Genomic DNA, 23,645 nt, shown 5'->3' on the forward strand with positions numbered 1-23,645 from the left:
TCGAACATCTCATGGTGAAGACTTTCTCACAATTTTGGCAAAACTTCCAACTCAGCTTTTTTCACGTCTTCGATGAAATCGATCTCGGTCCAAGGCAAGCCTCCGATCTTTTCATGGCCGACCCTCACTTCCTGAAAGTACGGCAGCAGCGCGTCTTCGTATTCCATATCCCACGCACCTCGATCGATGTAGCTATGGAGCGAGGAAACGACCCGAGGCGTGTCGGCATGCCGAACCCGGAGAAATCCCACGCCTTCGCCCGCATAATCGTATTGTTCGGGCATTTTCTTGGTCAGCGCAATCACCCGACCGCCCGCCACAACCACCATGCATTCCTCTCCCGTCTGCTTGACCGTCTCATCCATCAACAGCGCATTCTCGAAGGGCGACGATACCAGACGCCGGAGGATCTCTCGGTGAAAGAGCACATCGGCATCCATTACGATGGCATCGTCGTCGAACGCGGTTCGCGCAATCCACAGGGAGGAAATACTGCCCCGGTGAAACTGCTCATTGACCAGAAACGTGACGCCGACACCGCACGAATCGTGTTCGACCGCGGCACGAATCATTTCCTGCTTGTATCCGACGACGATCTCCGCCCGCCGGACCCCGACGCCGGCCAGTGACTCCAGATAGCGATGCAAGAGCGACCGTCCACCGATCTCTATCAGGCACTTGGGGCGATGTTGCGTGACCGGCCACAGCCGTTTTCCGACTCCCGCGGCCAGAATGATCGCCTTCATGCTGCCTTGCACGCCTGTTCGAAGGCATCGAGAAACCCGCCAAATTGCGCCTCGGTCAACGCTCCCATATTGGCGACACGGAAAATTTTATTTTCCAAGTTGCCTTGCCCGGCGTAGATCACATAGCCCTGCTGCTTGAGTCGATCGTGCAACGACTGGTACGAAACCCCTTCGGGCAGATGATACGCCGTAATGGTATTCGATTGTCGGTCCGCCTGGAGGAGGGCCTTCACGCCAAGCTTGGCCATTCGCTCGCGGATCATGGTCGCCATTTTCTTATACCGCTGGATGCGATTCGGGACACCTTCTTCGAGCAATTCATTCAGCGCTTCGTCGAACGCATAATACACTTGCACCGCCGGGGTAAACGGAATCGTGCCTTGGCCGTCGTTGTCGATATAATGCGTCAGATGGAGGTACCAAGACCGTTTCGGATATGAGCGCATCTTTTCGACGAAGCCCTTCCGCACCAGCACAAACGATACGCCCGGGAATCCCTGAATGCATTTGCCGGCCGTCCCCACCACCATGTAGATGTGCGACTTGGCGATGTCGAGCGTCTCGCCGGCCAGCGCACTCACCGCATCGAGCACAAACACGCGATTCTGATTATCGACAATTTCGGCGATCTCGTGGACGGGGTTGAGAAGCCCGGTCGTCGTCTCGTGATGCACCATCCCGACAACATGCACTTCCTGGTGCTGCCGTAAGGCAAGCAGCAGCCGTTCAGGATCCGGCCGAGCCGTCCAGTCGTACTTCAACTCGCTCACACCGAGGCGATGAAGCCCGATGATCTGAGATATCCGCTCGCCATAGACACCGTTGTTCAGGACAAGCATACGACGGCCGTGCGGGATCGACGACATTAGAGCCGCTTCGACGGCAGCCGTTCCCGACCCCGTCATGACGACAGCGACGTACTCGGATTCAGCCCCAGGGACGAACGCCTTGAGCAGTTTGGCTTGGATACGGTGAAGCAGTTCTGAAAATTCGGCTTCGCGATGACAAATATCGGGCCTTAGCAGCGCCTGCCGTACACGCTCGGAAACGTTCACCGGCCCAGGATTCAAGAGAACCATTCTTCGACCCTTCCTCTTACAGAGACTGCGTCTTGCGCGAGTCGTGCACGTGCAGCGAGTACAAGCTCGTCGCGTCTACTACCCCTCGATCGCCTTCATAAACCGGCGAGTAATGTCCGACGGATCATGCACGACACGGCCTGCATCTTCCGCAAATTCATTGACCTTGATGAGCAGCATGCTGGGCCCATCCTTCTTCAGCATGTCCTTGAATTCGTAGATCAGATCATCACGGTCGAGGACCCGCTCGACATTGACATAACCTGCCGCCTTCGCCACTTTTTCCAGCGGCACCACATTGGAGATGGTGGGCTGATTGCCGGTCGTACCGTACACTTCATTGTCAAAGACCACGTGAATGAAATTCTTCGGTTTCAACGCGCCGACGGTCGCGAGTGTGCCCATGCCCATTAAGACATTTCCGTCGCCGTCAAAGGTGACGACTTGTTTATTCGGCTTTGCGAGTGCCACCCCAAGTGCGATAGCCGGAGCATTGCCCATAGAACCGATCATGTAGAAATGAGTGGGCCGATCCGCAATCTTGTGAGCCTCCCGAGAGGGAAACCCGTTGCAGATAATGACCGGCTGATCCGTCAGCAACTCCAGCAAGGCGGCCATGGCTTGCGCGCGACTGACCAAGGTGCCTTGCTCGGGCCTCATGGGTGCAACCCCTTCACCACACCCTTCGTAATAAAAAGCGCGACCGGAATCCGCTGTGTCATAAACGTCGCCGCAACCCATCTGAAATCTTCGATCGCTGTGTGTTCCGTCAAGGTACGGTGTGGAATCTTGACCGTATCGAGCAATTGCGGCATCACTTCGCCCATCACCAGATGCTCCGGAGCGTCCTTCCCCCCTTGGCCCCGCCATGACACAATCAGCACACAGGGTTGTTGATAAATCAGATTAAGGGAAATGAGCGCGTTCAGGGAGGTGCCGAGCCCTGAGTTCTGCATTAACACAGCCGGGGTTCTCCCCGCCATATATGCGCCCGCAGCCATGCCGACCGCTTCATCCTCCCGGACCGCAGGGACATAGAGCCGGCGGGTCATCAACTCCGCGATAATTCCTCCCAGAATCGAATCCGGCACACCGGTGAAAAAATTTACTCCCATGTCCTGCAGAGCCTGTACGAACACGTCACTCTCGATCACTGAGCGCTCCCCCCAGAAGTAACCGGCACACGCCTGCGAAAGCCGGCGCATTATAAAATACGCCTCGGCGCCTTCTCAAGGACGATCGGCGGTTGTGTTCGCTCCAGCAGCATGCTAGCGTGAGTGCACCCGATGTGCTCTCCGATTCACCAGCGCACATGAACTGTCCCCTCCGCCTAGCAACCCGCACGTGGCCGTTGGGTGTGATGCTCACGGCCATGATCGGTGTCGGCACGACATGGGCTGTTCCCATGACCAACGACCCGAAAGGATTTCAGGATATTCCTTGGGGAGCGTCTTTGTCCTCCCGCCAGGACCTGGAAACAATCCGGACAAGCCCGCATATCGTCGAGTATTTTCCCAAGGCAGCGCCGGCAGCCTTTGCCGGAACCGAGGTGACCAGTATCCTCTATATTACGGTGGATGACCAATTCGCGCGTGTCACGATTCGGTATCAAGGGAACCACGTCCATAGGCAGGTGCTGAGCTTCTTGGAAACCCGTTTCGGGCAACTGGAGCGCGTTCCTGGGCAAATGGCACGTGGACTCACCCAACAATACAACTGGCGTGGCTCGGACACCGAAATCAATTTGACGTATCAAGCCGGTACGGAACGTGGCTACATCTTTATCGATAGTCGCACGCTCGCGCCGCGGTTCAACGACGACATTACCGATTCCGCAGAGTAGGTCAATGGACAGGCATCTTTCCGAGCGGGTCATGCCGATCACAGCAATGCTGTTCTGTCTATTGGGATTGGTGCCTACAGCATTGGGTGTGCCCATCGTGAACGATCCCAATGGATTCGAAGGCATCTCCTGGGGGACAATCTTGTCCGAGACGGAGCGCTTCGTGAAGGTCGAGGATTCAGGTCGCGTACAGATTTACGAACGGAGAGAGCAACCTCCCGCGCTTGGCACGACACCGGTCGATTCCATACGGTTTACCACGTTTGAGAAGAAGTTCGGTCGAGTCACGGTTCGTTACAGCGGTAAAGACACCCATGATGGAATCCTGACCTATCTTCAAGCGACGTATGGGCCGCTCGATCGAACGCCGGGACAGATCGCCGTCGGGCCGGTCAAGGTCTATGCGTGGCAAGGTCTTCTCACTGAAGTGACGTTGCGATTCGAAAGCGGGATCGATCGCGGGATCATCTTCTTTGAAAGTCGGACGCTTCCTGAAAAACTGGCCGACGGCACTTCCACCACTGCCTTTTGACGATCATCTGCTGTTCCAAGCTCGTCCCAGAATCCCCATTCATATGCGCTGGCGTCTCGACATCCGTCCCGATTATTGAATTGATTAGGAAAATATCCTGAACGCGGCTATGATGACGAGGCCTAAGATGAATAGTCGAAAATCCTACGTGCCACTGGACAGCCGTTACGCCGAACGCGTCGCTGTCACGTGTCGAGTGCGTTACGTCGGTGAGGTTCCAACACAGCCGCACCAAGGCGAAGGGCTCACCAAAAACATATCAGTTTCCGGATGCCATGTTATCAGTGACCGCCCCGTCACGCGCGGGACATTACTGACCCTTATCATTGCCCTGCCCGATGGGTTACCGCAATTCTCGATCAAATCGGCGCATGTTGTATGGGTCTCAGGTTGCCAGTTTTCCGTCCGATTTATGGACCTGAGTCACGACCACCGAAAACGGCTGCAAGCGTTCATCTGGAAGAGCATCTCCCACACCACCGTGAGTGATCAACGTACACGATTCCGACTTATGTAGTCCCTCCTCCACTGCACCCTGTCGGTTTCCCCTACTCTATAACCCGTTCAAACGGCACACCGGTTCCAAGCAACTCGTAAACTGTTTCATCGTCACGCTTGTCTTTCGAATTGATACCGACTTGTTGATTGACCGTTCATATCTCACCCCACTTCTGGATGGACGGTTACCCCTCCCCTAGGGGGAAGGCAAGGTCGGCGCTCAGCGGTAGCTTTCATCCATAACGAAGTCCCAACAGGAGGAGAGTGACTATGAGACAGATGAAACACATAAGCGGCTCTCAAGCCCATCAGTCCTATAGCTCGATCGAACGCCGCAGAATGACAAGGACCAGCGTGTCCTTCGGCCTGATGTATTCTGGAATTAAGGGAGAGGACGTCCTGATCGGTGACGGTACGGTAGTAGATCTGTCTGATGGTGGGTTGGGCATTCGTGGAGATGTCCGTGTTCAAGTTGGTATGGATCTGACATTGTTCTTGTATCTCGCTGACAGTGAAGATCTCTTGTTCGTCGTGGAAGCGACGGTAGCCTGGACAAAGGGACACCTGTTTGGTGTCATCCTGAACGAACTCAGCCTTCGCGACGGCAGCCGCCTGCAGTCGTTCCTCCGCTCCCAAGGCGTTGGTCAGGCCTAGTTGGTTCGCTGCCGGCGATCGTGACTGGGAAATGGAAGCTATGTTTTGACAATGAGATCCCTATAACCTAGGACGAGACAACCACCTGACTATATGTAGTCGCCGAGCCTTCTATCTCTTCCATGCCGATACGTCATCTGACCTTGTTTTTGATATGACCACATGCTAGCTTCTGGTGAGTAACCACTTACTCACCATGAGCAAAACAAAAAAACCATCTTCGCAACTACATTCACCTTCGCGAACATCAGGTCATGAGCGACAAGCCAGCCTGATCAGTGCCGCGGCCGCCCTCTTTGCAGCCAATGGGTTTACCGGAACAACCACGAAGGAAATCGCCAAGGCAGCCGGTGTCAGCGAGGCCCTGCTTTTCAAACACTTCCCGACGAAGCACGCGCTGTACACCGCGATTCTAGCGGAAAAAGCCCAATATTCCGGGCTACGAGAGGCAGTCGAAGAAGCCGCCAAAAGGCAAGATGATGCACGGCTCTTCACGTTGCTGGCCAGCTATCGAATCAGAAAGGGTGCGGATCCGACATTGCTTCGCCTGCTCCTGTTCAGTGCCTTGGAAGGACATGAACTGTCCGATATGTTTTTTCAGAAGCAGTATCGCGTCTTTCACGATCTCCTCGCCGGCTATATTCGCCGACGCGTTGACGACGGCGCGTTCCGTCCGGTCGATCCACTGCTTACGGCCAGAGCGTTTTTCGGGATCATCGTCCACCATCGACTGCTGCACGATATCTTTGGTTTGCCGATGCACCTGACCCACGAAGAAACGGTGGCGGAATATGTGTCGCTGTTCCTTGGCGGGCTTGTTCGACAATCGCCGAACGCGTAAGCGACCAGCACTGATATGAGCCAACTATCCCGATATCCATTTGTGATCCTTGGGGTCATCATCTTTTTCGCCGTCACGGCTCTTGTCGTCTTCCGTCTGAGCACAGGCGCTAAAACCGACACCAACAAGACACGGCTTATCACGGTAGGAGTGATATCCCCGCTGAGGCAGGATCTCGATATTCGCCTGGCCTATACGGCGGACATCTCGCCCTATCAAGTCGTCAATGTCTTTTCGCGGGTCGATGGCTACATCGCGAAACTGCATGTCGATAAGGGTGATTTTGTGAGGGCCAATCAGTTGCTCGTCGAAATCGACCATACGGACTATCAACATGCTGTCGATCAGGCAAAAGCCAATCTTTCAGCGGCCAAGGCGAAAGTATCACAACAAGACGCCGCGGTGCGCAACGCCAAACTGACCCTCGATCGCATGCAAGCCCTCATCAAAGATCAATTTGTTTCGCAGCAGGATCTGGACAACGCGCAGGTCAACTCTGATGCCGCCATCGCCGCACAAGAATCCTTGCACGCGCAGGTCAAACAGATGGAGGTCGCACTGGCTCAAGCGGAGACTAATCTGACCTACTCCTATATCCGCGCCCCGTTTGCCGGCTATATCGCGGAACGAAATCTGGATACCGGTGCCTATGTCACCGGCGCGACCGCAAGTACATCGACCATGTCGCGGGGCATTATGAGCCTGCACGACATCAATACCGTCCGGGTTCTGATCGAAGTCGTCGAAAAAGAGATTCCGCTGGTGAAGATCGGACAAAAGGCTGAGCTTCGTGCTGAAGCATACCCGGACCACGTGTTCCAGGGAACCGTCACGCGTATCGTTCAAGCCTTGAATCGTGCAACGCGAACGATGACTGTGGAAGTCGATTTACCCAACAAGGATCTCCGGCTAAAAGGCGGCATGTTCGCCCGAGTTGAAGTGATGGTGGGGATCCATCATCAGGCGTTGCAGATTCCCATCGACGCCGTCAGTCGGCTGGAGGATACGCAGTACGTCTATGTCGTTCGGGAGGGGAAAGCCCAACGGGTAGATATTGCAATCGGTGCCCGTAACGGGAACCGCGTAGAAATCACCAAAGGTCTGATCGGTAGTGAAGAGGTCATCGTCTCCGGCAAAGATATAATACACGACGGCACACCCGTGCGCACTCAACCCCTTCCTCAGCCATCGGACTTGAATACTGAAGGGAAGAGCTGAACGGGGTCCATCACACGCTTTGCCCTATTTCTTAAGATGACCTCCTGATCAGCACTCAGCGATCATTACTCCGTTTCTCCGATATGTGGCTGACCTTACTCGCATTACGCAATCGCATCGGCATCCTGATGCTATCGCTCGCGATGGTGGTATTGGGCTTGACGTCCCTCCAGCGATTGCCCGTTGATCTTTTCCCGCAAATCCAGGTCCCGGTCGCCTTCGTAGGGGTCATTTACAAAGGGGCGCCTCCTCTCGATATTGAACAGAGCGTCGTGTACCCGATCGAAAAAGCGGTCAGCTCAGCCTCCAATGTCGAACACGTCGAGTCATTCAGTAAGCAGGGTATCGGCGCGGTGCAAATCTGGTTCAATTGGGGAGCAGACATCAACGTCGGACAAATGGAGGTGATGCAGCGCATCACACAGATTCTGAACAGCCTCCCACCCGGCATTTTGCAGCCCTTTATCGTCAAGTTCGACGTCTCCAATATTCCCGTCTCGATCGTGTCGGTATCGAGCGACGAGTTGGACGAACGCGCACTGTACGATTTGGCATACAACACCATCGCTCCACAAATCGAACAGATCGCCAATGTTGCGGCGGCGACCGTCGAGGGGGGGAAGATCCGCCAAATCAACATCAACCTTGATCCGGCGCTGCTCAGCGCGCGCGGGCTTTCGATTCTCGACGTCGTGAATTCCGTCAAAGCCGCCAATCTGATTTTGCCTTCAGGCGATATCAAAGCAGGCAACCTGGACTACAACGTCTTCACCAACAATCAGTTTCGGACGGTCGAGCCGATCCAAGACGTCATCGTGAAAGTCAATCCGCTGGGCAACCCGGTTCGCGTACGCGATGTGGGGACCGTGACGGACTCGTCCGACATTCAAACGAACATCGTGCATGCCGATGGAGCCAAATCGGTATTTCTTCGAGTGAACAAGCAACCGATCGCCAATACGGTCGGAGTCGTGGACGCCCTGCGCGCCGCGCTCCCCAAGATGTTCGGCATTCCCGAAGGAGTGAAGCTCGGCATCTCGTTCGATCAATCCCTCTACATTCGGCAATCCATCGACAATCTCGTTGAACAGGCCCTCCACGGCTCGTTGTTGGCAGCGGCTGTGATTCTCATCTTCCTGCGCAACCTCACCAGTACCCTGATCGTTTCGGTTGCCATTCCCTTGTCCATGCTCGTGACGTTTATCGTGCTCTATTTCACCGGACAGACGCTCAATGTTTTCACGCTCGGGGGACTCGCACTGGGCATCGGCCGCCTCGTTGATGATTCCATCGTGGAACTGGAAAATATCCAACGCCATCTCAATGCCAATCCCAATCGGTGGACCGGTATTCTGGACGCCGCACGGGAGGTGGCGATGCCGATCTTTGCCTCCACCGTCACGACGGTGGTGGTCTTCCTCCCGATGTTTTTCGTCGTCGGCGTCGCGCGTCTGCTGCTGATTCCATTAACCGTCACGATCGCCATTGCGCTCTTCACGTCTTTTTTGGTGTCCCGCACGGTCACGCCGGCGCTCTGCTACAAATTTCTCAAGCCCGAGCAAGAGGCCTGGCGGTCGATGCCGACTTGGTTTGTCAACCTGATGGAGTGGAGCCGAAAGCGGTATGAATCCCTCGATAGGAGTTACGAAGACTCGTTACGGTGGGTACTGGACCATCGCCGAATCTTCATCATCGCGGTCCTGCTGATCTTCGTCGGATCGCTGACTTTGGTTCCCATGATCGGAACGGAATTCCTGCCGGTGTCCGATGAGAGCCAATTTCGCATCGTCCTACGCGCTCCCGTCGGCCAACGAGTTGAAAAGACGGAGCAGCAGGTCTCGGAAGTCGAACGCGTCCTTCGCGCGAACATTCCCGCTACCGAACTGGAGACGATTGTCTCCAGCACGGGGATTTTGTCACAAGGCCGCTCGTCCCTTTTCAATCCCAATACAGGCCCCCACACCTCTTCGATTCAAGTCTACCTCGCCGACCCGGCGAAGCGGACCAGAAATCAGGTCGAGATCATGAACGATGTGCGTCCCAAGATCGTCAAACTCTTCCCCGGCGTGTCGATGTATTTCGATCCCGGAGGTCTCGTCAAACGCGTCACCAGCTTCGGCTCGCAAAAGGCCGTGGACGTGGAAATTTATGGATATGACTTCGACAAAGCGAGGGACGTCATCGCCCGCGTCAAGGAGATCATGGAGCGGATTCCCGGCCTGGCTGATATCGAACCGAGCCGGGAAGAAAACTACCCGGAGGTCAACGTCACCGTCGATCGAGAGAAAGCGGCCTTACTCGGCATCAGTGAAGCCAATGTCGCCAACGCCGTGCTCTTTTCATTGAACGGAAACGGACAGACCGACCCGATCATTTACACGGACCCGCAAAACGGCAACGAGTATTTCATCAGCGCGTGGCTTGCCGAGGAACACAGGAAGAATCTCACCGATCTGGAGAATATTTTACTCACGACCAAAGTCGGTGAGCCGGTCTTGCTGAAGAACGTAGCGTCGCTCAAGCTGAATGCGGGACCGGTGAAAGTCGATCGGAAGTATTTCCAGCGCGTGGTCCATATCACGGCGAATCCAATCAATCGACCGCTCGGCGAGATCGCCGATGACCTCGAGTCGTCGTTCGCTGAGCTTCAGCTGCCGGCCGGGTTCAGCATCAAGCTGGCGGGGCAAATTCAGCAGCAGCGCGAAACCTTCCAAGGGTTGCAGTTTGCGATCGTCCTGGCGCTCGTGTTGGTCTACATGGTGATGGCCGCACAATTTAAGTCGCTCATCGATCCATTCATCATCATGTTTTCGGTGCCGATGGGCTTTCCCGGTGTCATCTTGATCCTCTTCCTGACGAATACGACGTTGTCCACCACATCGATGATGGGCATCATCATGATGTTCGGAATCGTCGTCTCGAACGGCGTCCTGCTGGTCGATTACACCAACGTGCTCCGCCGTAGAGGCGAACCACTTCACCGTGCGGTCGTGACCGCAGCGCGAACCAGACTGCGCCCGATTCTCATGACTTCACTGGCCACGGTCTTCGGCCTCCTTCCCATGGCGATCGGCCTCGGAACCGGCGGCGAAACCAACGCGCCCTTGGCACGGGCGGTCGTCGGAGGCTTGAGCGTCTCCACGCTCCTCACGCTGTTTCTCGTCCCAACGCTGTACGCGATTTTAGAAGAACGGTTCCCAAGAAGACTTGATTTGCAGACGGGAGATCACTTGCAAGCTTCGGCCGGCGAGGTTCCTGTCACGGAGTGACGCTCGTCAACTCTCAACAGCGTTTGGGAACAAAGATTTCAGCTGCATGGCCAGCCCGATATCCCCTGTGATCTGCAAACGCCCGGACATCGCCATCGCCATGCCGCTCATCTGTCCATTGAGGATCTTGATGCAATCTTCTCCGGCCATCGACAGGGTCACATGCGGATCGGCGTGGGTGCCGTCCTTCACGACACAGGTGCCGTTGTGCACCAGCAGTTGATACTGGCCGCCTTGAGTCCCTTGCAGATCGAACTGGTACACCGCTTCGACATCTTCCGCTGCATCCTTATCCAATTTTGACGGAAGAGCATCGAGCACTTCTCTGATGGTCTTGGCTTTCATGAATAGACGTAGTCCCTCAATAATAATGAAAGCTTTCGGGGGCGCACTATCGCGCCCCCGAAGCAATCTTCATGTGGTTGAAACCCTCTAGTACCGGAGAGTCGCTGTCGCGACACTGCGCCGGGCGCCGAAGAACTCCCTCGAAAAGGACTCGACGACCGCGGGATCATAGCCCTTGCAGCTGAAAATGTCGAGGTAGGCGTGATTGGTTTCGTTGGCGAAATGACCACTGATCAATGAGGTCGAGATCAACTGCACCATGGAGTACCCAGCCACAGGGCCTTCGCCGAAATCGACGACCTGACATTCACCGAAGCGCTTCATATCGATGAGCTCACACAACTCAACGACGTAGCGCTTGATATAGGCTGCGTCACGGATAAGATCGGGATTGCAATCGTGGAGGTCAACTGCCGTGCAGAGTCCCCATGCCTTGCCGCTTCCCACCATGTCTTGGACAGGTCGAGCAGCAGCCGCAGGGGCGTTGGTCGGTAAGATCGTGGACTCGGAACTAGCCGAGGTACTCATAGAGGGTTGTTCCCTTTCTGTAAGAGGGTTGAGCAGACAGGAACTGTCATGCGTGAACTATACCATGATTTTTTCGCCGCGCACGTGAACGTCAAGAAAATTTCGGCTCTATTGGCGAGACCCTCGTCAATCGGTTGACAAGGTCTCAACGCTCAGGAAACAATACACCCCATGGAATCCTCCTTAGACATGTCCCGGATAGAATTACCCGATCGCCTTTGCACCTGGTGCAAGGTTCTCATGAAGAAGCGAGTGGTCGGCGGCAAGCAGTTCATCCATTACACCTGTCCAAAGTGCATCTTTCAGCACACGACCAGACTGGGACCGAAGCCTCAGACGTCGCACCGATAACCATCGCTCCCGTCAGGCAGTCCATTCTTGCTTCATTAATAATACTGCTCGCGATAGATAGGACAGAGCCCCTTGGCCTGGATACTTGTCGTTACGTCTTTGATCATGCGTCCGTTGCCGCATAGATAGACGGCTAAATCGTTAATCGATGTGACTCGTTCCTCGATGAGCCCATTCACCCGCCCTTTGGCTCCTGTCCAGCCCGGTCCAGGGCGAGACAGGGTCGTCACAAATGAGAACTGCGGATGACGGTCTGCCAATGCTCGAAACTCGACCTGGTAATACAGATCACGCTCGTACCGTAGACCCCAAACAAGCGTCACCGGCTGAATACTGTTCCGTTCAAGATACGTCAGTAGCATGGATCGAAAAGGCGCAATTCCTGTTCCGGTTGCGACAAACAGGATCCGCTTGTTTAGGTCATCCCGCAGAAAAAAAGACCCAGCCGGCCCCTTAAAGGTCACCGGATCGCCTTCCCGAAGACCATGGAGGTAAGTCGACCCAGGGCCTCCCGGTATCAAATTGAAGAGCAGCAGCAACCGGTCAGAAATGAAAGGAGGTGAGGCAATCGAATAGGGACGCGTGACCGGATACGGAAAGCCGTCCTTCGGCACGTCAAATGAGATAAATTGACCTGCCTTGAAGGCGATTTCCTTCGGCTCGCGAAGCGTCAGCTCCAGTTCTCGGACGTCGTGCGTCAAGTCCCTGATCCGACTCACCGTAGCCTGAAACGATGCTATTGCCATCCTGCAGCTCTCTTCCGACCTTCATTGCACTCTTTACCCTAACACATGCGATTATTCGCCGTTGTCGAACACCCACCTCAGGCTTCTCACCTGAACTGGCTTTTCCCGCAGATTATGAGCGACGAGGCACGTGCACGACCCAGGTCGCCGGAAAAAGGTGAGCAAGGAGCTGTGGCGTCTTCCGAGAATGAAGAATTCTTTCAATCAAGCACGATTTCCAGTGATATGGCCTGGAGGAGTTGGAAGCGGACCGCGACCTACACGACCTGATGACCTAACCCCCGTCGCTACAATGCTTCAGATGAGGAACCACGGCCGAATGGGGCCCGCTGGCTTAATGCCGGTGCTGCTTAGCCACGTGAGAGACTACGCTGGACTTGGTCATCGAGAATGTGGGTCAATCGGTCTCGATTCTCGGGGCTGATCGAAATAATCTTGGCACCTAATTTAGGAGGCCGCACGTGGATAACTTCCAACTCACAGGTTAAGGTCTTTCCACGCTCCAGCTCGATCACGAGTCGGAGCTCCTCCCCACTCTTGACGTACAGACGGCTCTCAAGGCGCACTCCGGACTCGCTGACATCAAGAACCTTGCAGGGTGCCGAGAGTGCCCCTCGCTGCAACCGACCGATACGGCCGACATCAACACGAGAATGCTTTCGTTTGAATCCCATCGGCAATCCTTCCTGTTGACGGCATCATAGCAGGAGGATGGACGATGCCAAAGACAATTGGCGAAACCGCTAGAGTTCTCTCACCGACGTTCGTACCGGCTCCATACGCTGACGTTTGACGCCAAGATCGCCGCTGATATCTCTTGACCAAGAGGTCAATAGGATACGGTCGCCAGTGTCAGGGGTGTTTCAACTTGAGTTTCGACTTTTACCGATATGCGTCCCACTATACGGCCATTTTCGGTCTCTACATCCACCCGCCAGTCCCCTGGATCGAGACGCTGCTTGAAGCTATAGGCCCGATACCCTCCTTCGCGTCCGCCTGAGATCTTGATGGGAATTCTGTCAGCGTGCATGAAGGGCGTCTTATCATTCGGACGGAAATACCAGTGGTGATAGATCGTCGTGTTGAGATCGACGGGAGCAAACACCGCCGTGAAACAATAGATCGGTTCCTCGGAAGGGAAGGTCGTATCTGAACGTTTCCAGACCTGATACCACTGTTTATCGAACGATAGCTCGAACTGATCGCCGGTTCGCTTGACCTCATGATAAATCCCGCCGAACTTGAGCGACAGCGGCACCGGCGGGATCCAATTCAGAAAATAGAAACCTACGAGGAGAGCGATACATCCGGCGGCAGGGACGGAAACCCCGATCGCTTCCTGTTTCGACCGCTCAGGATTATTGCGATAAATCAGCTGAACTACACGGAACGTAACGGCCAGGCTCATGACGGCTCCGACCAAAAAGACCACCACATTCATGTACCCCGTCATCACAGGAAGAAAGAACGTGAAAAAGGCAAAACACACCACCGCGTACAGGCTGACAAGCAACCGGAGATTCGACAATCGATCACGCAAAAACTCGTTGGCCACCAAGAGCATGATGAGGAGAACATAGAAGACCGCTGTCCCGGTCAATGTGGCGCTCCGTGAATAGAAAATCGCATAGGCGCTGAAGAGACCGCCCAGCAAGAACTGACTCGCCATCGGGTAATATGGACGACTCTTCAACACCCATCGCGCAAAAGAGGAACACCCTGTGAGCTGCTCACGATCGGGTAGAGCCTCAATGCCCAATCGTCCGGTCAATACAACCAGGGCACCGAGCAATGCGAGATACAACATCAGGACCAGGTTATCCTGGAGCCGGTCGATCCGCGTGAGGGTCACGGTGTCATAGGTGACGCCCGAGAGAAAGAACACCGCCGGCATGAAGGGTTTCGCGAGCAGAGATTGGATTCTCACAAGAGGGCTCATGGCCCCACTGTGCAAAATCTGTGTGAATTGATCAACGAAAATGCTGTTACGGAACCGCGGCGCATTTAGCTAGCCGGTGTCATCAACTGATCAGATGAACGCCGGGAGCGGCGCATAGCCGACAGGATGGCCGATCACCCGTTCCAGCCATGCAGCCATGGCATCTGCCGGGAGCGGCGTTTGATTGAGGCGGGCTTCGATCTTGAACTGCCCTTTGAGTCCGACGATTCCGATGATCGCGGAGGCATCCTCACCGTCAGGCACCAACGCCTGTGTTTGAAACTCGCAAAGCGTGGCGTACAGGACGCCGTCGGGTTGAATCGTGTCCAGCACCTCGGGCAGATCATCCAGTGGACAGTGGACCGAACAGCGATAGGCAAGCCTCGCGCCCGGCTCGATACACTGGAACTCCGTCAAGGCTGCTTCAGAAAACCCCGTCAGATAGGCCCGAACTCCGGCCGGTTCCGGGTTGAACGTCTCCGCAAGCTTGCTGGCCGGCACGAGGAATTCAAACGCATCGGACGTGTTGTACTCGAACTGGCAGGGACCGAACGCATCGGGCCATGAGCAGAAAAAGGGAATGGAAGCGTCGGAAGACCGGAGGACGACCGCATTCTTCTCCACATGCGTTTCAATCGGCAGATCCAAGACGGCAATCGCTTCCAGAAACGCCGCGCGCCGCTCATCCAACCAGCGCATCCGGTCGGCGTCGCCGCGCGTTTCCCCGGGGGTGATCACCGCCTGGGTTTGGAGCCGAATGCGGATGAACGAGTGAGCATGCCGAAACCCGATCCAGAACATGCCGCGTTGATCGTGATACCGCAACACCTCTCGAATTCGCCAGGGATGGCTGATCGAGCAGTACGTGCCGATGTCTTGATGACGTTGGTAGACCGTGTGATAGGCCCCGGATAGGAGAAAGAAATCGCCGCGCCACTTTTCCCGCACATGAATCTGCGTGACGTCTTCGGTCGCCCAGGGATCCAGGTGATCGAAGTCGTCGGGAGAAGTAACCGTCCATTCCTCAATGTAGCAGATCACATCGTTGGCCGGGGCGATCGGCTTCAATCCCAGCGTGGCAAGCCGATCCCCCACCGCAAGAGCCTGGCCGAATGTCAATGGCGCCGTCGTTTCCCAACGCTGCTCACGCACGGTGAAAGTTCCTCGAAATCAACGCGAGATCGTGGTCGACGCTCAGGGAGACAACACCACCGTCCTCAGGTTCCCTGTGCCTCACACGTTCAGCGTGTTACCGTACCGGACGTAGCGCCTTCTGTTCAATCGTCGTGTCGCCGATCAATCGGTCGATTCCGTCTTTCAAGGTCGACGCCAATTGCTCCTGCACATCCTCTTCATTGAACCAAAAGACGGTTCGATTCCGCCCGCCTTCAATAGTACGAGTCGTGGTGCTTCGATCAGCCAGGTTTCTGGCCTGGATCGTAAACCGGCTGCTGGTATCGATGACGGTTGAAAAAATCCGACTCTTTGCATGGGTAGAAAACTCCTGCACCTGCCCGCTGATTACGATATCCGCATCAGGGACCGTGCTGGCAGGGGCCGCGCGGACGTCCCATGGACGTTCCCGCCACCCACGGACTTTCAACTGGTCGGCCAACCGCTGGGCGATCACGTCACCGAGCCGCTCACCCGCCACATTAAAATACGTGGCTCCTCCCCAGATGTGCGTGCGCATGCCTACACGACTCTTGTCGGCCCGCCGATCCTCGAACGGTTCAATCACGATTTTTACGGGTTCGGTGTCGGCGGTCTGAGCCTGAGGCTGTTTTGTCTGAAGGTTGACCTGCCGAACATCGCCTTTCCCCGCACAACCGCCCAGCATCACGGCACATATGAATCCACACAGTGACAACCGCATACGCCAGTCCTTCACAGCATCCTCCCTCTCAAGGTTCAAAAGCAGTGGGGGTCCAGTCTACCCAAGTTAGGTTTCAGAGACAATTGCTAGAAAAAGGTCACGGGGTGACGATGGGGAGCAACGACCGAAAGGTCTCACACGCCACCTGGGCCAATTGGCCGGCCTGGATGCGCTGGTCCCCAAGCGCCACACAACGGACGACTTTCAGGAACGATCGTTCCGCCAGCACGGCGGCGATTTGGGCCTTACGGTCGTGGGTGATCGGCAGCGTATAGCCTTCGCCTCGTTTCCACTCCCATAAAGACGGTGCCAGTGAGAGCTCCAAATCTCTTCCCGCAAGCTGGTGAAATCGGCCGAGCAGCTGCCGCTTGTAGTGTTGAATCCCTGCTCCTTCCAGCAACAGTGCACAGGCCACGTGATGTCCCCACCAGACCAGTGTGCGAAACGTGAATTTGTTGACGCCGGCGAAGTATTTGGGGCAATCGAGGTATTGATACGGAAAATCCTCCAGGTGCTCGCCTTTCACCAGCTGATGGATCTTCGGATCGAAGTCGGGAGGCGTGATGAGCGACAGACCGGCAAGCTCCTGCTGTAACGCCCCGTGTGTCGCTTCGAGCAAAATTCGGATCTTTGTCGTGACGGCGGCCTTCTTCCGAAAGAAGTGAGCATCGGCGAGAAGCTCGGTTTCTTCAGCGCTGAACGTAATAGAAGAAGCCATCATGATCGCGGTGTGCAGGCGTGATGCTCTTGTCCGCTTGGAGTTCGACTACTTCTGACGTGTTTCAAACACCGCGACTGTCGCTTCGTATTGCCGCCGACAGTCGGCGCAACGCAAGAGCACGAGATCATGAAACACATCCATTTCACGAAGCGTCAGAGAGGCATGATGAGTCGAGGCGCAAGCCTTCAGGAGGGCCTCACCATCTTGTTCGTCGTGACGTGCGCCCTCCTGAACGGTTCGTTGCGCCAAAGGTTCTTTCGATACGACGGTGGCGACCGTCAGATGATGAGTCGACTTACATGAACTGCAGGAGAGGACGACCACGCGTTCGTCTGTCATCCGCCGTACCGACACGCAAAGGGGATGAACAGACCAACACTGTTGTAGAAACGCACCGCTTCGGATGACCTGCGCCATAGTCGTTTCCAGGAACAGTCACGCGGCTCGAGAGGCGTTCTCAAGGTTCAACTGATTCGATCTGAGATCGAAAGAGCAGGAACATCACTCGCAAATGATAAGGCTGCAAACCAGAATCTGTACGATGAGCGCACCGTGGAAGATGGCCAACCGGAATTCATGACATGGCGGCCACAGGAGACACTCCCTTCTTCGGAGAAGGGGAGACCGTTCCTTCCTGAATCGAACGGCAGGTTTTGCACACGCGAGGCCGGGCCTTCAGAAAAGACACTTTCCCGTGGGCGAGACAACTATAATGAACGAACTCGTCACAGATCGTGCAACGGGACCAGCCTCCCCGCAAAAGGGTCTTATCCCGATAGAGGTCTTCTTGGCAAACTCTGCACAGGCGCGGTTGTGCGGGAAGAAGCATCGGCTCCCATTCGCCACCGCCTTTTCGAATACTCATAGCAATTCAGTATAACGGGGTGACCAACGGAAAAACAAGCGAAGGGGAACAGATGCGTGGACTGAATGGGTTTACTAAATTGACGTCTGATGGCGAGATAGAACCTAAATCCTAACGACGGAGGTCCTTGCGGATCTCATGCAACTCCTTCTCCCCTTGCTGTTCGGCGGCTTTAGCCCACCAACTTCCCAATTCTCGTCATGCAGTAAGCCACTTCTTCACAGACGTGATGGGTTCACCGAATACGCCCACTAGAAATCTCCTCAGCTTGTTCAATATTGCTCAGCTTCCAAGACTCTGGAACGCCTATCGTAGGAGGTACTGCAATATTCATCTGAACGAGGAGGTTGCCATGGTATCTATTCCAAAAGTTGTTGGTGTCCTGTCATGTAGTTTCTTACTGTGCCTGAGCTTGTCCACTGTCGCATCGTCTGCAGACAAGCTCAACATAGGCGAATCGGAGGGAAAGCTATTGACGGTGGATGATAAAGACAGGTTTGTGCCGGGTAAGGAGGTCAAGGGCGAAATAGTGAAGATCGATGGTGAGAACTATGTCGTCAGAGAGGCCTCTGGGGCTGAGGTACGCATGCATGTTAATTCCAGCACCGAAAAGAGATCAAGCATCATTCCTAAAGTGGGAGAACATGTTCTTGCGAAAGTAGATGCTAAGGGTCACGCAGTTTCGTTTCTTACAGACGCACCTATCTCCCGCTGACGCTTTTCCGTAGTCGGCAAGCACGCCTCAATCGGAGAATAGCTGGTCATTTCTCGTCGAGTTGGCAGGGTGGTTCTGCTTCGGACCATCTGCCGACTCCAACGAGGCGCTGTTCTGATTCACACGACTCAGCATGACAGAGCCTTAGGATCATTGTGTGATGGTCCGAAAGACGGTAGAAGCACATCTGTTCTGGGGAAAATGTAACCTGTCCCGCTAGCTGTGGGCCTGCTGGCGTCTAGGAAACGTCTCGTATGACCTGGCATGGATTACCGGCGGCGAACACGCCCTCGGGAATGTCTCGCGTCGCGACGCTGCCGGCTCCGATCACCGAGCGCGCGCCGATATGGACGCCGGCCAGGATGATTGCACCACCACCGACCCAGACATCTGCCCCAATGTGCACCGGTTTTCCAAACTCCCGTTCTCTACGCAGACCGGCCTCGAAAGGATGCAGTGGCGTGAGGATCTGCACTCCCGGGCCGAACAGCGTGTGGTCTCCTATTCGGACTTCGCAGACATCAAGCACGATGCAATTGAAATTGAAGAACACGCGCGAGCCGAGATGAATGTTCGATCCATAGTCGCAATAAAACGGCGGCTGCATCCAAACGGTGTCACCGCCTGTGCCGAAGAGATCCTGCAAAATTCGGCGGCGCTGAGCTTGTTCGCATTCTCGTGTGTCATTCAACTCACGGCATAAATCACGCGCCCGTTCACGCGCAGCCACTAACTCGGCATCGAGCGGGTTGTAGAGATCGCCGGCCAGCATCTTCTGGCGCTCAATGCTCATTTCTCCATCCTGTTTCATTTAAGGCTGATCTGTGTCGTTCTTTTCGCTTTTCGACCGGAGCACGATGAAATGCAGCACATTTTCCGCCGACCCTGTGGTTCCGTCAAGGCTCACTCATGATGAATAGCCAATAGCCCCCCGTTTGACTCATCCCCAAATCGTTTGTTACTCTCCGCGCGGGTTGGAGCCGGTCCCTCAACACAGGCGAGCGTTCATGAATATTGCGGAGTATCTCGAACAGAAACGAATCGAGGTCGATCGCTTCTTGGATCAAGTGGCCCCACCGGCCGCCGTGCCGCCTACGACACTGCATGACAGCCTTCGGTACAGTCTCATGGCGGGTGGGAAACGGGTTCGGCCGATCTTAACAATCGCGGCGGCGGAAGCCCTGGGCCAAACCCCGCCCGGCCTCATGGCGGTTGCCTGCTCGCTGGAACTCATCCACACCTATTCGCTGATCCACGACGATCTGCCATCGATGGACAATGACGATTATCGGCGTGGCAAACCGACGAACCATAAAGTGTATGGCGAAGCAATGGCCATCCTCGCCGGCGACGCGCTGTTGACGATGGCCTTCGATCTGATCAGCAGGCCGGATCTTATGAAAGGCTGCGATCCGGTACGGCAGGTTCGAATCATTCAAGAATTGGCCTTTGGATCCGGCAATCTGGGCATGGTGGGCGGCCAGGTCTTCGATATCCAAGCGGAAAATCAGGACATCGACCTCCCTACCCTTCAGAACATTCACAAGCACAAGACCGGCATGCTCATTCGCGCCGCGGTCCGTATGGGCGCCATTGCCGCCGGAGCGAACGACCGGCAACTTGACGACATGACCGGCTATGCCGAAGACATTGGGCTGGCCTTTCAGATCGCCGACGACGTGTTGAATGTGACGGGCACGCGCGAGGAACTTGGCAAGAATCCCAACACCGACGCCGAGCGCGGGAAGAAGACCTATCCGACGTTTTACGGAGTGGATGGGGCCAAGAAACTGGCTGACGACTGCGTAAGCCACGCCATCAACCGGCTCTCATCATTTGGTCCTTCCGCCGACCCGTTGCGAGAGATCGCTCGCTATATCACAAACCGCAAGAACTGATGTCGTTCGTGAAACGTATCACGTGACACGTACACGCGTACAATCGAGCGTTCATCTTCATTTGAGTCGCTCTATGTTCGCCTCGCGCAGAAAGCGAGGCCTCACTGAAGGCTGGCGAAGCGGGCTTTACGCTTTACGCTGCACGTCTTTCTCATGAAAGCGCTTGTGACCGGAGCGACCGGGTTTGTCGGCGCCGCTGTCGTTCGTGCCTTGCTCAAGACCGGCGTCGACGTCCGTGTGATTGCCCGCCCTGGAAGCGATTCGACCAATCTCCGCTCTCTGAACGTCGAGAACGTCCTTGGCGATCTCCGCGATAAAGAATCCCTTCAGCAAGCCCTCGCCGGCTGCCGACACCTTTACCATGTCGCCGCTCACTATGCCCTGTGGGCGAAAGACCCTTCGATCTTCTATGACATCAATGTGGCCGGCACCAGAAATTTGCTGGAAGCCGCGCGTGATGTCGGTGTAGAACGCACGGTCTACTGCAGCACCATCGGCGCGATCGGCTTGCCGCCGGGCGGAGGACTCGGTACAGAGAAGACCCCGGTCTCCCTCGAACAGATGGCAGGCCACTATAAGCGCTCGAAATATCTGGCCGAGCAGGAGGTGCACAAGCTGGCCAAAGCAGGGTTGCCCGTCGTCATCGTCAATCCCAGCGCGCCCGTCGGTGAAGGCGACGTGAAACCAACGCCGACCGGCCAGGTGATTCTCGACTTCATGAAGGGCCGGATGCCGGCTTACATTGAAACCGGCATGAACATCATCGACGTCGACGATGTAGCCACCGGTCACCTCCTCGCAATGGAGAAGGGCCGGCAGGGGGAACGGTATATCCTCGGTAGTACGAACCTGTTGCTTCGCGAAGTGTTCGAGATTCTCAGCAAGCTGACCGGCCGCAAGGCCCCGGCCCTCAAGTTGCCGCGAGGCGCCGTGCTACCGCTCGCTTATCTCAATCACTGGTTCGCCAACCTGACTGGGTATCCACCGCGCATTCCGCTGGAGGGCGTGAAAATGGCCAAGTACAAAATGCACTACGATTGTTCCAAGGCGATTCGAGAACTGGGCCTGCCCCAACATCCGCCCGAGGTTGCACTGGGGAAAGCTGTGCGCTGGTTTCGCGATCACAAGTACGTATGACGTCTCGCCGGCCGCAATCCCCACAAACATATGATGCATGACGAATGATACATAATTGGTATGGACGTTTTTCTGCTGTTCTTCAAAACAATCCTCCTGCGCCCTTACGTCTTCGTCTTTCTAGCCGCCTTCCTCTTCTCCGCCATCCAATTGATCGGTTGGCCACGCACCTGGCGTTTCTGGCTGATCAGCTGGGCCACGGCATTCGTCTGTGAGTTTTCATCGACGCGAACCGGCATCCCCTTCGGCTGGTATTTCTATAACGGCTCGACGGTCGGTCAGGAGCTCTACTTTTCCAACGTGCCGTTCATGGATTCCATTTCCTTCAGCTTTCTGCTCTTCGCGTCCTATTGTGTGGCGCTTGGGCTCCTGCTGCCTCGTGATTCCGCGCCGAGAATCAAATCTGTTGTGCTGAAACCCCTGCGTTTCGAGGTGGATGCCCGCACGAGCTGGACCGTTTATGCGCTGACTGCGTTTTTATTCGCCTTTATCGACATGGTGATTGATCCCGTCGCCCTGCGTGGCGACCGTTGGTTCTTGGGCAAGATCTACTATTATCCTGACCCAGGATGGCATTTTGGTGTCCCATTCGCGAACTATGTCGGCTGGGCTGTGGTCGGGCTGATTTCGCTGGCGATATATTTCCCCCTGGACCGGCGGCTCCCTTCCCTCTCATTACCTCAGTCGATGACGCAGCGGCTATTGCTCGGGATCGGACTGTACTATGGAGTCTTAGCCTTTAATCTCGGCATGACGTTCCGGATCGGCGAATCTTTTATTGGAATGAGCGGTCTGTTGATGCATCTACCTGTCTTGATCATTCTGATCATTCGTCTCGCGCGTACCGATTAACGCCTTCCGCTCGATGAATCGGTGGTATTCGCTTTGTGGAGTTTGTATAGTGATCAAAAGGATCTTTTCCTATGCTCAAGATCCTCTTGTCCCTACTGATTTTAGTTGGTCTCGTGGTGCTCAGCGGAGCGCTATGGCTGGCGTATGATATCTACACGAGCGGTTTCAGCGCCATGGCTGAACCGCATCCGATAGAGGTCGCCGTGGTTCGGCAATTCCGCCGTTTTACCATTCCAAATGCGATCCGCGACAGGCCGAATCCCGTTCCTATAAGTCCGGTGGTATTGAGTGAAGGGCTCGATCATTTTGCCGACCATTGCGCCGGCTGCCATGCCAATGACGGCAGCGGGGAGACTCAGATCGGTAAGAACGTACATCCAAGGGTACCGGACTTGCGTCGCCAAGAGATTCAATCGATGTCCGACGGAGAACTGTTCTTCACAATCCACAACGGCATCCGCTTCACTGCCATGCCGGCCTGGGGAGAAGGCGACATCGATCAAGACAGAGGGAGTTGGAAGCTCGTGCATTTCATACGGCATCTGCCGCAGCTGAGCCACAAGGAACTGGATCGCATGCAATCATTGAACCCCAAAGCGCCCCACCAAGGCGAAAGCGGCGAACACCATCACTAGACGTCGATTATGTTAAAGAATTATGATGACCTGGTAAGAGGCTGCATGATCCTGATGGCAACGTGCGTGTTGCCTGCCGTCGTCATGGCTGCCGGGATAGATATTCATGTATTAGGCATCGTCACGGCTATCGATGCGAAACACATCGAAGTCAAGACGGCCAAGGGGCCGATCGTTTCAGTCCTGCTCAATAAGCAAGTGAGGTTCAAAAACAAAAGTAACCCGAAATCGACCGACTCACCCACAGTAGGCGACCGTGTGATCATTGAGGCGTCAAAAGACGACAAGACCAAGAAGGTCACCGCAACAGTTGTTCATTATTCACCAGGAAGGACCGCGTCGCCAGCAAGGTAGCCG

Annotated in this window: 27 protein-coding genes; 13 read left to right on the forward strand and 14 right to left on the reverse strand. The window is 55.4% G+C overall.

Features of this window, described 5'->3' with window-relative positions; genetic code table 11:
* Nucleotides 1-26 precede the first annotated feature (26 nt).
* The 4 genes from H8K03_08220 to H8K03_08235 all read right to left on the reverse strand — a co-directional run bounded on the left by H8K03_08220 (nucleotide 27) and on the right by H8K03_08235 (nucleotide 2,979).
* Nucleotides 27-746 carry a phosphocholine cytidylyltransferase family protein gene (locus tag H8K03_08220; protein UVT21866.1) on the reverse strand — a complete coding sequence of 240 codons (720 nt, stop codon included), beginning with the start codon at nucleotides 744-746 and terminating at the stop codon, nucleotides 27-29.
* Complete coding sequence (locus H8K03_08225) at nucleotides 743-1,825, reverse strand: alanine--glyoxylate aminotransferase family protein (GenBank protein ID UVT21867.1); 1,083 nt, start codon at nucleotides 1,823-1,825, stop codon at nucleotides 743-745. The genes H8K03_08220 and H8K03_08225 overlap by 4 nt, the downstream gene beginning before the upstream one ends.
* Nucleotides 1,826-1,903: 78 nt before the next feature.
* Nucleotides 1,904-2,485 carry a sulfopyruvate decarboxylase subunit beta gene (locus H8K03_08230; protein UVT21868.1) on the reverse strand — a complete coding sequence of 194 codons (582 nt, stop codon included), beginning with the start codon at nucleotides 2,483-2,485 and terminating at the stop codon, nucleotides 1,904-1,906.
* Nucleotides 2,482-2,979: a sulfopyruvate decarboxylase subunit alpha gene (locus tag H8K03_08235; protein ID UVT21869.1), complete on the reverse strand. Its 498-nt coding sequence runs from the start codon at nucleotides 2,977-2,979 to the stop codon at nucleotides 2,482-2,484. Before H8K03_08235 ends, H8K03_08230 begins: the two co-directional genes overlap by 4 nt.
* 119 nt (nucleotides 2,980-3,098) lie before the next feature.
* Here H8K03_08235 and H8K03_08240 point away from each other — a divergent pair, with 119 nt between their 5' ends.
* From H8K03_08240 to H8K03_08270, 7 genes are all read left to right on the forward strand, one after another.
* Nucleotides 3,099-3,668: a hypothetical protein gene (locus H8K03_08240; GenBank protein UVT21870.1), complete on the forward strand. Its 570-nt coding sequence runs from the start codon at nucleotides 3,099-3,101 to the stop codon at nucleotides 3,666-3,668.
* Nucleotides 3,669-3,699: 31 nt separating this feature from the next.
* On the forward strand, nucleotides 3,700-4,200 hold the full coding sequence (locus tag H8K03_08245; protein UVT21871.1) for a hypothetical protein: 501 nt from the start codon (nucleotides 3,700-3,702) through the stop codon (nucleotides 4,198-4,200).
* A gap of 127 nt (nucleotides 4,201-4,327) precedes the next feature.
* Nucleotides 4,328-4,717, forward strand: a complete 390-nt coding sequence (locus H8K03_08250; protein UVT21872.1) for a PilZ domain-containing protein — start codon at nucleotides 4,328-4,330, stop codon at nucleotides 4,715-4,717.
* Between the two features lie 251 nt (nucleotides 4,718-4,968).
* The gene (locus H8K03_08255) at nucleotides 4,969-5,352 is read left to right on the forward strand and encodes a PilZ domain-containing protein (GenBank protein UVT21873.1); all 384 of its coding nucleotides are present in this window, start codon (nucleotides 4,969-4,971) and stop codon (nucleotides 5,350-5,352) included.
* A 196-nt stretch (nucleotides 5,353-5,548) separates the two neighbouring features.
* Nucleotides 5,549-6,193, forward strand: coding sequence for a TetR/AcrR family transcriptional regulator (locus H8K03_08260; protein ID UVT21874.1), 645 nt, complete (start codon nucleotides 5,549-5,551; stop codon nucleotides 6,191-6,193).
* Nucleotides 6,194-6,208: 15 nt separating this feature from the next.
* A complete protein-coding gene (locus H8K03_08265) occupies nucleotides 6,209-7,411 on the forward strand; it encodes an efflux RND transporter periplasmic adaptor subunit (protein ID UVT21875.1) in 1,203 nt (400 codons plus the stop codon).
* A gap of 83 nt (nucleotides 7,412-7,494) precedes the next feature.
* A complete protein-coding gene (locus H8K03_08270; protein UVT21876.1) occupies nucleotides 7,495-10,680 on the forward strand; it encodes an efflux RND transporter permease subunit in 3,186 nt (1,061 codons plus the stop codon).
* Between the two features lie 6 nt (nucleotides 10,681-10,686).
* Here H8K03_08270 and H8K03_08275 read toward each other — a convergent pair whose 3' ends face one another.
* The 9 genes from H8K03_08275 to H8K03_08315 form a co-directional block, all read right to left on the reverse strand.
* The gene (locus H8K03_08275) at nucleotides 10,687-11,025 is read right to left on the reverse strand and encodes an SCP2 sterol-binding domain-containing protein (protein UVT21877.1); all 339 of its coding nucleotides are present in this window, start codon (nucleotides 11,023-11,025) and stop codon (nucleotides 10,687-10,689) included.
* Nucleotides 11,026-11,112: 87 nt separating this feature from the next.
* Nucleotides 11,113-11,553, reverse strand: a complete 441-nt coding sequence (locus tag H8K03_08280; GenBank protein ID UVT21878.1) for an S-adenosylmethionine decarboxylase — start codon at nucleotides 11,551-11,553, stop codon at nucleotides 11,113-11,115.
* Nucleotides 11,554-11,939: 386 nt separating this feature from the next.
* Nucleotides 11,940-12,650, reverse strand: coding sequence for a hypothetical protein (locus H8K03_08285; protein UVT21879.1), 711 nt, complete (start codon nucleotides 12,648-12,650; stop codon nucleotides 11,940-11,942).
* Nucleotides 12,651-13,000: 350 nt separating this feature from the next.
* The gene (locus H8K03_08290) at nucleotides 13,001-13,324 is read right to left on the reverse strand and encodes a PilZ domain-containing protein (protein UVT21880.1); all 324 of its coding nucleotides are present in this window, start codon (nucleotides 13,322-13,324) and stop codon (nucleotides 13,001-13,003) included.
* Between the two features lie 155 nt (nucleotides 13,325-13,479).
* Nucleotides 13,480-14,577, reverse strand: coding sequence for a DUF2914 domain-containing protein (locus H8K03_08295; protein UVT21881.1), 1,098 nt, complete (start codon nucleotides 14,575-14,577; stop codon nucleotides 13,480-13,482).
* Between the two features lie 102 nt (nucleotides 14,578-14,679).
* Nucleotides 14,680-15,741, reverse strand: coding sequence for a hypothetical protein (locus tag H8K03_08300; GenBank protein ID UVT21882.1), 1,062 nt, complete (start codon nucleotides 15,739-15,741; stop codon nucleotides 14,680-14,682).
* Between the two features lie 97 nt (nucleotides 15,742-15,838).
* Complete coding sequence (locus H8K03_08305) at nucleotides 15,839-16,480, reverse strand: hypothetical protein (protein UVT21883.1); 642 nt, start codon at nucleotides 16,478-16,480, stop codon at nucleotides 15,839-15,841.
* 82 nt (nucleotides 16,481-16,562) lie between these two features.
* A complete protein-coding gene (locus tag H8K03_08310; GenBank protein UVT21884.1) occupies nucleotides 16,563-17,186 on the reverse strand; it encodes a hypothetical protein in 624 nt (207 codons plus the stop codon).
* A 45-nt stretch (nucleotides 17,187-17,231) separates the two neighbouring features.
* The gene (locus H8K03_08315; GenBank protein UVT21885.1) at nucleotides 17,232-17,603 is read right to left on the reverse strand and encodes a hypothetical protein; all 372 of its coding nucleotides are present in this window, start codon (nucleotides 17,601-17,603) and stop codon (nucleotides 17,232-17,234) included.
* A gap of 800 nt (nucleotides 17,604-18,403) precedes the next feature.
* Here H8K03_08315 and H8K03_08320 point away from each other — a divergent pair.
* Entirely contained in the window at nucleotides 18,404-18,766 is a 363-nt protein-coding gene (locus tag H8K03_08320) for a hypothetical protein (GenBank protein ID UVT21886.1), read from the forward strand.
* A 238-nt stretch (nucleotides 18,767-19,004) separates the two neighbouring features.
* On the opposite strand, the gene H8K03_08325 is transcribed toward H8K03_08320, so the two are convergent.
* On the reverse strand, nucleotides 19,005-19,559 hold the full coding sequence (locus tag H8K03_08325; GenBank protein ID UVT21887.1) for a sugar O-acetyltransferase: 555 nt from the start codon (nucleotides 19,557-19,559) through the stop codon (nucleotides 19,005-19,007).
* A 214-nt stretch (nucleotides 19,560-19,773) separates the two neighbouring features.
* Here H8K03_08325 and H8K03_08330 point away from each other — a divergent pair, with 214 nt between their 5' ends.
* From H8K03_08330 to H8K03_08350, 5 genes are all read left to right on the forward strand, one after another.
* Nucleotides 19,774-20,664 carry a polyprenyl synthetase family protein gene (locus H8K03_08330; GenBank protein UVT21888.1) on the forward strand — a complete coding sequence of 297 codons (891 nt, stop codon included), beginning with the start codon at nucleotides 19,774-19,776 and terminating at the stop codon, nucleotides 20,662-20,664.
* Between the two features lie 153 nt (nucleotides 20,665-20,817).
* Complete coding sequence (locus tag H8K03_08335; GenBank protein UVT21889.1) at nucleotides 20,818-21,801, forward strand: NAD-dependent epimerase/dehydratase family protein; 984 nt, start codon at nucleotides 20,818-20,820, stop codon at nucleotides 21,799-21,801.
* A 60-nt stretch (nucleotides 21,802-21,861) separates the two neighbouring features.
* Complete coding sequence (locus H8K03_08340) at nucleotides 21,862-22,653, forward strand: carotenoid biosynthesis protein (GenBank protein ID UVT21890.1); 792 nt, start codon at nucleotides 21,862-21,864, stop codon at nucleotides 22,651-22,653.
* Between the two features lie 71 nt (nucleotides 22,654-22,724).
* Nucleotides 22,725-23,288, forward strand: a complete 564-nt coding sequence (locus H8K03_08345; protein ID UVT21891.1) for a c-type cytochrome — start codon at nucleotides 22,725-22,727, stop codon at nucleotides 23,286-23,288.
* Nucleotides 23,289-23,333: 45 nt separating this feature from the next.
* On the forward strand, nucleotides 23,334-23,642 hold the full coding sequence (locus H8K03_08350) for a hypothetical protein (GenBank protein ID UVT21892.1): 309 nt from the start codon (nucleotides 23,334-23,336) through the stop codon (nucleotides 23,640-23,642).
* The last annotated feature ends 3 nt before the right edge of the window (nucleotides 23,643-23,645 follow it).

It is taken from the genome of Nitrospira sp. (assembly GCA_024760545.1).
GTDB lineage: Bacteria > Nitrospirota > Nitrospiria > Nitrospirales > Nitrospiraceae > Nitrospira_D.

What these genes read in the sequence shown, in the direction of transcription:
- H8K03_08325 (UVT21887.1), bottom strand. Translation starts at nt 19,559, where the DNA reads ATGAGCATTGAGCGCCAGAAGATGCTGGCCGGCGATCTCTACAACCCG.
- H8K03_08285 (UVT21879.1), bottom strand. Translation starts at nt 12,650, where the DNA reads ATGGCAATAGCATCGTTTCAGGCTACGGTGAGTCGGATCAGGGACTTG.
- H8K03_08225 (UVT21867.1), bottom strand. Translation starts at nt 1,825, where the DNA reads ATGGTTCTCTTGAATCCTGGGCCGGTGAACGTTTCCGAGCGTGTACGG.
- H8K03_08345 (UVT21891.1), top strand. Translation starts at nt 22,725, where the DNA reads ATGCTCAAGATCCTCTTGTCCCTACTGATTTTAGTTGGTCTCGTGGTG.
- H8K03_08280 (UVT21878.1), bottom strand. Translation starts at nt 11,553, where the DNA reads ATGAGTACCTCGGCTAGTTCCGAGTCCACGATCTTACCGACCAACGCC.
- H8K03_08250 (UVT21872.1), top strand. Translation starts at nt 4,328, where the DNA reads ATGAATAGTCGAAAATCCTACGTGCCACTGGACAGCCGTTACGCCGAA.
- H8K03_08255 (UVT21873.1), top strand. Translation starts at nt 4,969, where the DNA reads ATGAGACAGATGAAACACATAAGCGGCTCTCAAGCCCATCAGTCCTAT.
- H8K03_08290 (UVT21880.1), bottom strand. Translation starts at nt 13,324, where the DNA reads ATGGGATTCAAACGAAAGCATTCTCGTGTTGATGTCGGCCGTATCGGT.
- H8K03_08340 (UVT21890.1), top strand. Translation starts at nt 21,862, where the DNA reads ATGGACGTTTTTCTGCTGTTCTTCAAAACAATCCTCCTGCGCCCTTAC.
- H8K03_08320 (UVT21886.1), top strand. Translation starts at nt 18,404, where the DNA reads ATGGTATCTATTCCAAAAGTTGTTGGTGTCCTGTCATGTAGTTTCTTA.
- H8K03_08350 (UVT21892.1), top strand. Translation starts at nt 23,334, where the DNA reads ATGATCCTGATGGCAACGTGCGTGTTGCCTGCCGTCGTCATGGCTGCC.
- H8K03_08265 (UVT21875.1), top strand. Translation starts at nt 6,209, where the DNA reads ATGAGCCAACTATCCCGATATCCATTTGTGATCCTTGGGGTCATCATC.
- H8K03_08260 (UVT21874.1), top strand. Translation starts at nt 5,549, where the DNA reads ATGAGCAAAACAAAAAAACCATCTTCGCAACTACATTCACCTTCGCGA.
- H8K03_08245 (UVT21871.1), top strand. Translation starts at nt 3,700, where the DNA reads ATGCCGATCACAGCAATGCTGTTCTGTCTATTGGGATTGGTGCCTACA.
- H8K03_08315 (UVT21885.1), bottom strand. Translation starts at nt 17,603, where the DNA reads ATGGCGCAGGTCATCCGAAGCGGTGCGTTTCTACAACAGTGTTGGTCT.
- H8K03_08270 (UVT21876.1), top strand. Translation starts at nt 7,495, where the DNA reads ATGTGGCTGACCTTACTCGCATTACGCAATCGCATCGGCATCCTGATG.
- H8K03_08220 (UVT21866.1), bottom strand. Translation starts at nt 746, where the DNA reads ATGAAGGCGATCATTCTGGCCGCGGGAGTCGGAAAACGGCTGTGGCCG.
- H8K03_08275 (UVT21877.1), bottom strand. Translation starts at nt 11,025, where the DNA reads ATGAAAGCCAAGACCATCAGAGAAGTGCTCGATGCTCTTCCGTCAAAA.
- H8K03_08335 (UVT21889.1), top strand. Translation starts at nt 20,818, where the DNA reads ATGAAAGCGCTTGTGACCGGAGCGACCGGGTTTGTCGGCGCCGCTGTC.
- H8K03_08230 (UVT21868.1), bottom strand. Translation starts at nt 2,485, where the DNA reads ATGAGGCCCGAGCAAGGCACCTTGGTCAGTCGCGCGCAAGCCATGGCC.
- H8K03_08330 (UVT21888.1), top strand. Translation starts at nt 19,774, where the DNA reads ATGAATATTGCGGAGTATCTCGAACAGAAACGAATCGAGGTCGATCGC.
- H8K03_08310 (UVT21884.1), bottom strand. Translation starts at nt 17,186, where the DNA reads ATGATGGCTTCTTCTATTACGTTCAGCGCTGAAGAAACCGAGCTTCTC.